This is a genomic window from Xenorhabdus innexi, assembly GCF_002632485.1.
Classification (GTDB): Bacteria; Pseudomonadota; Gammaproteobacteria; order Enterobacterales; family Enterobacteriaceae; genus Xenorhabdus; species Xenorhabdus innexi.
In genome coordinates, this window is record NZ_NIBU01000024.1 from 19,328 (window position 1) to 27,838 (window position 8,511).

8 protein-coding genes are annotated in these 8,511 nt (G+C 47.0%); all 8 read right to left on the reverse strand.

All coding sequences use genetic code 11. The features are described 5' to 3' along the window. Positions 1-10 precede the first annotated feature (10 nt). Complete coding sequence (gene rpoB, locus Xinn_RS11170; RefSeq protein WP_086954589.1) at positions 11-4,039, reverse strand: DNA-directed RNA polymerase subunit beta; 4,029 nt, start codon at positions 4,037-4,039, stop codon at positions 11-13. 414 nt (positions 4,040-4,453) lie between these two features. After that, positions 4,454-4,819, reverse strand: coding sequence for a 50S ribosomal protein L7/L12 (rplL, locus tag Xinn_RS11175; protein ID WP_086954590.1), 366 nt, complete (start codon positions 4,817-4,819; stop codon positions 4,454-4,456). A 63-nt stretch (positions 4,820-4,882) separates the two neighbouring features. Continuing rightward, the gene (rplJ, locus tag Xinn_RS11180) at positions 4,883-5,380 is read right to left on the reverse strand and encodes a 50S ribosomal protein L10 (RefSeq protein ID WP_086954591.1); all 498 of its coding nucleotides are present in this window, start codon (positions 5,378-5,380) and stop codon (positions 4,883-4,885) included. Positions 5,381-5,733: 353 nt separating this feature from the next. Beyond that, positions 5,734-6,438, reverse strand: a complete 705-nt coding sequence (rplA, locus tag Xinn_RS11185) for a 50S ribosomal protein L1 (RefSeq protein ID WP_086954592.1) — start codon at positions 6,436-6,438, stop codon at positions 5,734-5,736. Positions 6,439-6,441: 3 nt separating this feature from the next. Then, positions 6,442-6,870, reverse strand: coding sequence for a 50S ribosomal protein L11 (gene rplK / locus Xinn_RS11190; RefSeq protein ID WP_086954593.1), 429 nt, complete (start codon positions 6,868-6,870; stop codon positions 6,442-6,444). Between the two features lie 218 nt (positions 6,871-7,088). Then, complete coding sequence (nusG, locus tag Xinn_RS11195) at positions 7,089-7,634, reverse strand: transcription termination/antitermination protein NusG (RefSeq protein WP_086954594.1); 546 nt, start codon at positions 7,632-7,634, stop codon at positions 7,089-7,091. Positions 7,635-7,636: 2 nt separating this feature from the next. Further along, positions 7,637-8,020 (reverse strand): preprotein translocase subunit SecE, encoded by a 384-nt coding sequence (gene secE, locus Xinn_RS11200; RefSeq protein ID WP_038260752.1) that lies wholly within the window; start codon positions 8,018-8,020, stop codon positions 7,637-7,639. A gap of 292 nt (positions 8,021-8,312) precedes the next feature. Next, on the reverse strand, positions 8,313-8,511 hold a 199-nt coding region (locus Xinn_RS11205; protein ID WP_479688276.1), incomplete at its 5' end, for an EF-Tu C-terminal domain-related protein.

The window sequence follows — 8,511 nt, forward strand, 5'->3', positions numbered from 1 at the left end:
AAACAATTTATTATTCGTCTTCCAGCTCGATGTTGATACCCAAGGAACGGATCTCTTTCAGCAATACGTTGAAAGATTCCGGCATACCTGGTTCCATCTGGTGGTTGCCGTCCACGATGTTTTTATACATCTTGGTACGACCGTTAACGTCATCAGACTTAACGGTAAGCATTTCTTGCAGAGTATAGGCAGCACCGTATGCTTCCAGTGCCCACACTTCCATCTCCCCGAAACGCTGACCACCGAACTGTGCTTTACCACCCAGCGGCTGCTGAGTAACCAAGCTGTAAGAACCGGTAGAACGGGCGTGCATCTTGTCATCAACCAAGTGGTTCAATTTCAGCATATACATGTAACCAACGGTTACCTGACGCTCGAATTGCTCACCAGTACGGCCGTCAAACAGTGTGATCTGACCGGAAGTCGGCAGGCCACCCAGTTTCAACAGCTCTTTGATTTCAGTCTCTTTCGCACCGTCGAAGACTGGCGTTGCGATTGGCATACCTTTTTTCAGGTTTTCAGCCAGACGCATCACTTCGTCATCAGTGAAGGTATTCAGATCAACTTTCTGACGGGTGTCATCACCCAGATCATAAGCTTTCTGGATAAATTCACGCAGTTTGGCGACTTCCTGCTGTTGTTTCAGCATCGCATTGATTTTCTCACCAATGCCTTTCGCAGCCATACCTAAGTGAGTTTCCAGAATCTGACCGATGTTCATACGTGATGGTACGCCCAGCGGGTTCAGTACGATGTCAACCGGAGTACCGTTTTCATCGTAAGGCATGTCTTCGATTGGGTTAATCTTAGAGATTACACCCTTGTTACCGTGACGACCTGCCATCTTATCACCAGGCTGGATCTGACGTTTCACGGCCAGATAAACCTTGACGATTTTCAGTACGCCAGGTGCTAAGTCATCACCCTGAGTGATCTTACGGCGTTTAGCATCCAGTTTCTTCTCGAACTCAGCTTTCAGTTCGTCATACTGTTCTGCCAACTGCTCCAACTGATTCTGTTTATCTTCATCAGCCAGACCCAGTTCTAACCAGCGCTCACGTGGCAACTTGTCTAATTTGTCCGCTTCAATTCCACCGGAAACCAGTACGGTACGGATACGAGCAAACAGACCAGCTTCGAAAATACGCAGTTCTTCAGTCAGGTCTTTTTTCGCCTGACGCAGCTGCATCTCTTCGATTTCCAGAGCACGCTTGTCTTTTTCTACGCCATCACGGGTAAAGACCTGTACGTCGATAACAGTACCGGAAACACCGTTTGGTACACGCAGTGATGAATCTTTAACGTCAGACGCTTTTTCACCAAAGATCGCACGCAGCAGTTTTTCTTCTGGAGTTAACTGAGTTTCACCTTTTGGTGTCACTTTACCTACCAGAATGTCACCACCTTTCACTTCCGCACCGATATAAACGATGCCGGATTCGTCCAGTTTAGACAGCGCTGATTCACCTACGTTAGGGATGTCAGCGGTGATCTCTTCAGGCCCCAGTTTAGTATCACGGGATACACAAGCCAGTTCCTGAATGTGAATAGTGGTGAAACGGTCTTCCTGAACAACACGTTCAGAGACGAGGATGGAGTCCTCGAAGTTATAACCATTCCATGGCATGAACGCCACGCGCATGTTCTGACCCAGTGCCAGCTCACCCAAATCGGTGGATGGACCATCAGCCAGAACGTCACCACGTTCTACCATTTCGCCCAGAGAGACACACGGCATCTGATTGATACAGGTGTTCTGGTTGGAACGGGTGTACTTGGTCAGGTTGTAGATATCAATGCCCGCTTCACCTGCGTACATTTCATCTTCATTAACCTTAATCACGATACGGGATGCGTCAACGTACTGAACCACACCGCCGCGTTTAGCAACGGAGGTTACACCGGAGTCAACCGCTACCGCACGCTCCATGCCTGTACCAACCAGCGGCTTGTCTGCACGCAGAGTCGGAACCGCCTGACGTTGCATGTTTGCACCCATCAATGCACGGTTGGCGTCATCGTGTTCAAGGAATGGGATCAGGGAAGCACCGACGGACACGATCTGTTGTGTCGAAACGTCCATGTACTGAACCTGATCACGGCTGAACAAGCTGGATTCGTCATAATGACGGCAGGTTACCAGTTCTTCAATGAAGTGGCCTTCTTCGTCCAGTGCGGAGTTAGCCTGCGCAATGACGTAGTTACCTTCTTCAATCGCTGACAGGTAATGAATCTCATCTGTTACCACACCGTCACGTACTAAACGATAAGGGGTTTCAAGGAAACCGTATTCGTTGGTACGAGCATAAACGGACAGTGAGTTAATCAGACCGATGTTCGGACCTTCAGGCGTTTCGATTGGACATACGCGACCATAGTGAGTCGGGTGTACGTCTCGAACTTCAAAGCCTGCACGTTCACGGGTCAGACCGCCTGGGCCCAAAGCAGAAATACGACGTTTGTGAGTGATTTCAGACAGTGGGTTGTTCTGGTCCATAAACTGAGACAACTGGCTGGAACCAAAGAACTCTTTCACTGCTGCTGAAATTGGCTTAGCGTTGATCATATCCTGAGGCATCAGGGTATCCAGATCACCCAGAGACAGACGCTCTTTCACCGCACGCTCTACACGTACCAGACCAACACGGAACTGGTTTTCAGCCATTTCACCAACGGAACGGATACGACGGTTGCCCAAGTGGTCGATATCATCCACTTCGCCTTTACCGTTACGGATATCGATAAGCTTTTTCATGACATCGATGATGTCAGCTTTGCTCAGGATACCAGAACCTTCAATCTCTTCACGATCCAGTGAACGGTTGAACTTCATACGGCCAACAGCAGACAGATCATAACGATCTTCAGAGAAGAACAGGTTCTCAAACAGGTTTTCTGCTGCTTCACGTGTTGGTGGTTCACCCGGACGCATCATGCGGTAGATTTCAACCAATGCGCTCAGGCGATCGTTGGTTGGGTCAATACGCAGAGTTTCGGAGATGTATGCACCGTGGTCCAAATCGTTGGTGAACAGGGTCTCAATGGTTTTATGACCAGATTGGCTCAAACGTGCCAGCAGGTCCAAAGAGAGTTCCATGTTCGCAGTACAGATGATTTCACCCGTATTCTGATCGATGTAATCTCTTGCAACAACTTTACCCGCGATATATTCAACAGGCACCTCAATGCGGTCTACCTGATCTTTTTCTAACTGGCGGATATGACGTGCAGTGATACGACGGCCTTTTTCAACATACACTTTGCCGTTTGCTTCAATATCAAATGAAGCTGTCTCACCACGCAGACGTTCTGGAACCAGAGTCATCTGCAATTTGTTGTCGCGAATTTCGAACGTGGTCTTGTCGAAGAACAGATTCAGAATGTCTTCGCTAGTGTAATCCATCGCGCGCAGAATAATCGAAGCCGGTAATTTACGACGGCGGTCGATACGCACAAACAGGTTATCTTTAGGATCGAATTCGAAATCCAGCCATGAACCACGGTAAGGAATGATACGTGCATTATACAGTACCTTACCGGATGAATGGGTTTTACCCTTATCGCTGTCAAAGAAAACGCCTGGGCTACGATGCAACTGAGATACGATTACGCGCTCAGTACCGTTGATAACGAAAGTCCCGTTATCAGTCATGAGTGGAATTTCACCCATGTAGACTTCTTGTTCTTTGATGTCTTTTACTGTGCCTTCCGGCGCTTCACGCTCATAGATCACCAGACGCAGTTTAACGCGCAGGGGAGCGGAATAAGTGACGCCGCGAATCTGACACTCTTGAACATCAAAAACAGGTTCGCCAAGACGGTAGCTTACATATTGCAGCTCAGAACTGCCGCTGTAACTCTGAATTGGGAACACAGAACGGAAGGCCGCTTCCAGTCCATTCTGGCCTTCAGGATCTTGCTCGATAAACTTCTGGAACGAGTCAAGTTGGATAGAAAGAAGGTATGGAACATCCAAAACTTGTGGACGTTTACCAAAATCCTTACGAATACGTTTTTTCTCGGTATAGGAGTAAACCATAGGGTTCCTCAGCTCGCTGATAAGTGACCCACTCTGTCCGCCCTTAAGGACAGCACTCGGCAACACTATTTTTTCGAACAGAAAACAGAATATTTTCCGTAATACTCATTGCTATTACTCTTAAATCATTTCATTGCGCTACCTTACTACCGAGCTACCCGAGAGGATCGTAGCTGAGAGCACAGTATATTAAGTCGTCAATAGGAAGGAGTATTTTGGGTTATTAGCAGCCAAACAGTGTGAAATGCTACTAACTCCCTGCATGTGCTCTGTAAGGCATTCTTTTTGTGAAGTCATCTTGGTAAAACAAGATCCTTGCAAAACAACAAGCTGCCTTACAGCGCAAAAAGGCTGGCGATTAAAAAACCGCCAGCCGCCAGCCTTGTAAATCAGGCTGCGAACTTCAAACTGATCTTACTTGATCTCAACAGAAGCACCTGCTTCTTCCAGAGATTTTTTCAGAGCTTCAGCGTCGTCTTTGCTGATAGCTTCTTTCAGTGCTGCTGGTGCGCTTTCAACCAGGTCTTTAGCTTCTTTCAGACCCAGGCCAGTTGCGCCACGTACTGCTTTGATTACAGCAACTTTGTTAGCGCCAACGCCAGTCAGGATTACGTCGAATTCAGTTTTTTCTTCAACTGCTTCAGCAGCGCCACCAACTACAGCTACAGCTGCAGCAGCAGAAACGCCGAATTTTTCTTCCATCAGGCTGATCAGTTCAACAACGTCCATTACAGACATTTCTGCAACTGCGTCCAGAATTTGTTCTTTAGTGATAGACATAACAAGTGTTCCTAAAATTCAGAAATAATTTATACGTTAAAAAGCAACGAAGGAAATAAGCAATTAAGCAGCTTCTTTCTGATCGCGTAGCGCAGCCAGAGTGCGAACCAGTTTGCCTGCAGCGGCTTCTTTCATGGTTGCCATCAGGCGTGCAATTGCTTCATCGTAAGTTGGGAGTGTTGCCAGACGATCGATATTTGATCCTGGAATAAACTCACCTTCAAAGGCTGCCGCTTTAATCTCGAATGCAGGGTTCGCTTTCGCGAAATCTTTGAACAGACGAGCAGCTGCGCCCGGATGTTCAGAAGAGAAAGCAATCAAGGTTGGACCAACGAACGCTTCTTTCAGGCACTCATATTCAGTACCTTCAACAGCACGACGCAGCAGGGTATTACGTACAACACGTACGTTAACACCAGCTTCACGGCATGCTTTACGCAGTTCAGTCATTTTATCTACGGTAACGCCACGAGAATCCGCAACAACCGCAGACAGCGCGCCTTTGGCTACTTCGCTGACTTCAGCAACAATCGCTTGTTTGTCTTGAAGATTTAGTGCCATTAGCTTCTTGCTCCTGGATTAACCGGGAAAACCCGGAACTCACTTCACTCAAGGCACAGGATGTGCCTGAGCGCTAAAACACGGTGAGCAGAATCCAGAAAATAAATTTCATTTGGCTCTGTCACCGTCTACGCAGGATATTAAGTAAGTAATTTCTACGTACTTACGCCTGCGGTCTTGGACGGGGCTTGGATTAGGCCAAGCTCCAACCGAAAAATTGTGATTTGCCCTGAACACACTTTATGTACCAATTATTATGAATTGTTATACATCTGCTCAGGCAAATTCGAAGCGTCAGATTTTAGACAAATCTGACGCTAAGGTAAAGCGATATTCGCTTTCAGCTTAAATTATTAAGCTGTTACGGTGTTCAGACCAGACTGGTCAACTGCAACACCAGCGCCCATGGTAGTGGACAGGCTAACTTTCTTAACGTAAACACCTTTAGCAGAAGATGGCTTAGCTTTTTTCAGCGCAACCAGCAGAGCTTCCAGGTTTTCTTTCAGTTTGTCAGCGTCAAAGTCAACTTTACCGATGGTGGTGTGGATGATACCGTTCTTGTCGTTACGGTAACGAACCTGACCAGCTTTAGCGTTCTGTACAGCTTCAGCAACGTTAGGAGTTACAGTACCAACTTTCGGGTTTGGCATCAGACCACGTGGACCCAGGATTTGGCCCAATTGACCAACAACGCGCATTGCATCTGGAGATGCGATAACTACGTCGAAGTTCATCTCGCCTTTCTTAATCTGTTCAGCCAGATCTTCCATACCTACCAGTTCTGCGCCAGCAGCTTTAGCCGCTTCAGCGTTTGCACCCTGAGTAAATACAGCAACACGTACTGAACGACCGGTACCGTGTGGCAGTACAGTTGCGCCACGAACGTTCTGGTCAGATTTACGAGCATCGATGCCAAGATTAACAGCTACGTCAACGCTTTCTACGAACTTAGCAGTAGCCAGTTCTTTCAGCAGAGCAACGGCTTCGTTGATGTCATATTGCTTAGTTGCATCAACTTTTTCACGAATAGTGCGCATGCGCTTAGTCAGTTTAGCCATTGATTAACCCTCCACTACCAGGCCCATGGAACGAGCAGTACCTTCGATTGAACGCATCATCGCGTCAACGTCAGCACCAGTCATGTCCGCTGCTTTAGTTTCAGCAATTTCACGAACCTGAGCGCTGGTTACTTTACCAACTTTCTCTTTATTCGGTTTGCCGGAACCAGATTTAACGCCTGCTGCTTTTTTCAGCAGAACCGCTGCAGGTGGAGTTTTGGTAACGAAAGTGAAAGAACGGTCTGCATAAACAGTGATAACAACTGGAATTGGCAGGCCTTTTTCAATGCTTTCAGTTTTAGCATTGAACGCTTTACAGAATTCCATGATGTTAACACCCTGCTGACCCAGTGCTGGACCAACTGGTGGGCTTGGGTTCGCCATACCCGCTGCAACTTGCAGCTTAACGTAGGCTTGTACTTTCTTAGCCATCTATATTTCCTCTATGTGGGTATTATCGCCTCAGAAAAGAGGCTCCCCTAACGTTTCAGGCCCCGCCGAATAATAAATATAAGGCCGAACCACAAAAAATTATGTCTGTAATCAGACTTAGTTGCCTATCCGAATACATCCGAATAAAAACAAAAGGCGCGAAATTGTATTTTAATTTCACACCTTTTGCAAGCCAATTCGCTTAATTAAGCATCAGATCAGACTTTCTCGACCTGACCAAAATCCAGCTCAACCGGCGTAGCACGACCAAAGATAGAAACCGAAACTTTCAGGCGGCTCTTCTCGTAATCGACTTCTTCCACAACACCCTTGAAGTCTGCGAATGGACCATCGCTGACACGGACGATTTCGCCTGGTTCGAACAAAGTTTTTGGACGTGGCTTATCACCAACCTGCTGAAGACGATTCATAATAGCATCGACTTCTTTATCGCTGATTGGTGCCGGGCGGTCAGATGTACCGCCAACAAAACCCATTACGCGAGGTACGCTACGAACCAGATGCCATGTGTCATCGTTCATTACCATTTGTACCAAGACATAGCCCGGGAAGAATTTACGCTCGCTTTTACGGCGCTGGCCACTGCGGATCTCAATAACTTCTTCTTTCGGCACCATAACTTCACCGAAAGAGTCTTCCATATCCTGTAATTTGATATGTTCGGACAGAGATTGGGCTACGCGGCTTTCAAACCCAGAAAATGCCTGTATGACATACCAACGCTTTTTTGGGGATTCAGACATTCTTAAAACCTCAGGCCTGTAATAAATGAAACTAAACGCACCAGAATACCATCAAGCCCCCACAGAATCAGAGACATGACAGCGGTTACTGCTGCAACAATCAGTGTTGTATGCAGGGCTTCCTGGCGAGTTGGCCAAATGACTTTACGCATTTCGACGCGGGATTCGCGGGCAAATGCTAATGCAGCTTTACCTTTCGCAGTCCACAATGCAACTGCTCCTGCAAGGGCAACAATAGCAACAACGGCTATCGCGCGCAGAGGCAGGTTATACTCCCGGTAATAGTAATTACCCACTATAGCAACCACCAGCAGCACTGCTACCAATAGCCATTTTGCTATATCAAGACCACGCCCGCTTTCTTGAGCATTGCTATTCGCACTCATAAACCAACCTGTAACTATTTGTAAGTAACTATGATGTAAATAGATAGCCAGCTTGCCTCGCAAGAGCAAAACAAATCAGACCGAACCCAAAGATAATTGTAATTGTATCTGACTCGGCGTCATAATTCAGCAGGACTTTTCCTACCCGTTGTATCAGAGCCTATCTCACCAATAATTGGGCACAAATACTTAATGTACCCATCAACAACTATTGATGAGATAGGTTCTTCTTAAGACAACGTATAAAAAGGGCATCTGTCGATGCCCTTCCAAAATGAACACATTAAAAAGATTATGCGATCACTTTAGCAACAACACCTGCACCTACAGTACGGCCGCCTTCACGGATTGCGAAACGCAGACCTTCGTCCATTGCGATTGGCGCAATCAGGTTAACTACCATGTTGATGTTGTCACCTGGCATTACCATCTCTACGCCTTCTGGCAGTTCGATAGTACCGGTTACGTCAGTTGTACGGAAGTAGAACTGT

Excerpts from the sequence above, each read along its gene's own strand:
- rpoB (WP_086954589.1), bottom strand. The coding sequence starts at position 4,039 with ATGGTTTACTCCTATACCGAGAAAAAACGTATTCGTAAGGATTTTGGT.
- rplL (WP_086954590.1), bottom strand. The coding sequence starts at position 4,819 with ATGTCTATCACTAAAGAACAAATTCTGGACGCAGTTGCAGAAATGTCT.
- rplJ (WP_086954591.1), bottom strand. The coding sequence starts at position 5,380 with ATGGCACTAAATCTTCAAGACAAACAAGCGATTGTTGCTGAAGTCAGC.
- rplA (WP_086954592.1), bottom strand. The coding sequence starts at position 6,438 with ATGGCTAAACTGACTAAGCGCATGCGCACTATTCGTGAAAAAGTTGAT.
- rplK (WP_086954593.1), bottom strand. The coding sequence starts at position 6,870 with ATGGCTAAGAAAGTACAAGCCTACGTTAAGCTGCAAGTTGCAGCGGGT.
- nusG (WP_086954594.1), bottom strand. The coding sequence starts at position 7,634 with ATGTCTGAATCCCCAAAAAAGCGTTGGTATGTCATACAGGCATTTTCT.
- secE (WP_038260752.1), bottom strand. The coding sequence starts at position 8,020 with ATGAGTGCGAATAGCAATGCTCAAGAAAGCGGGCGTGGTCTTGATATA.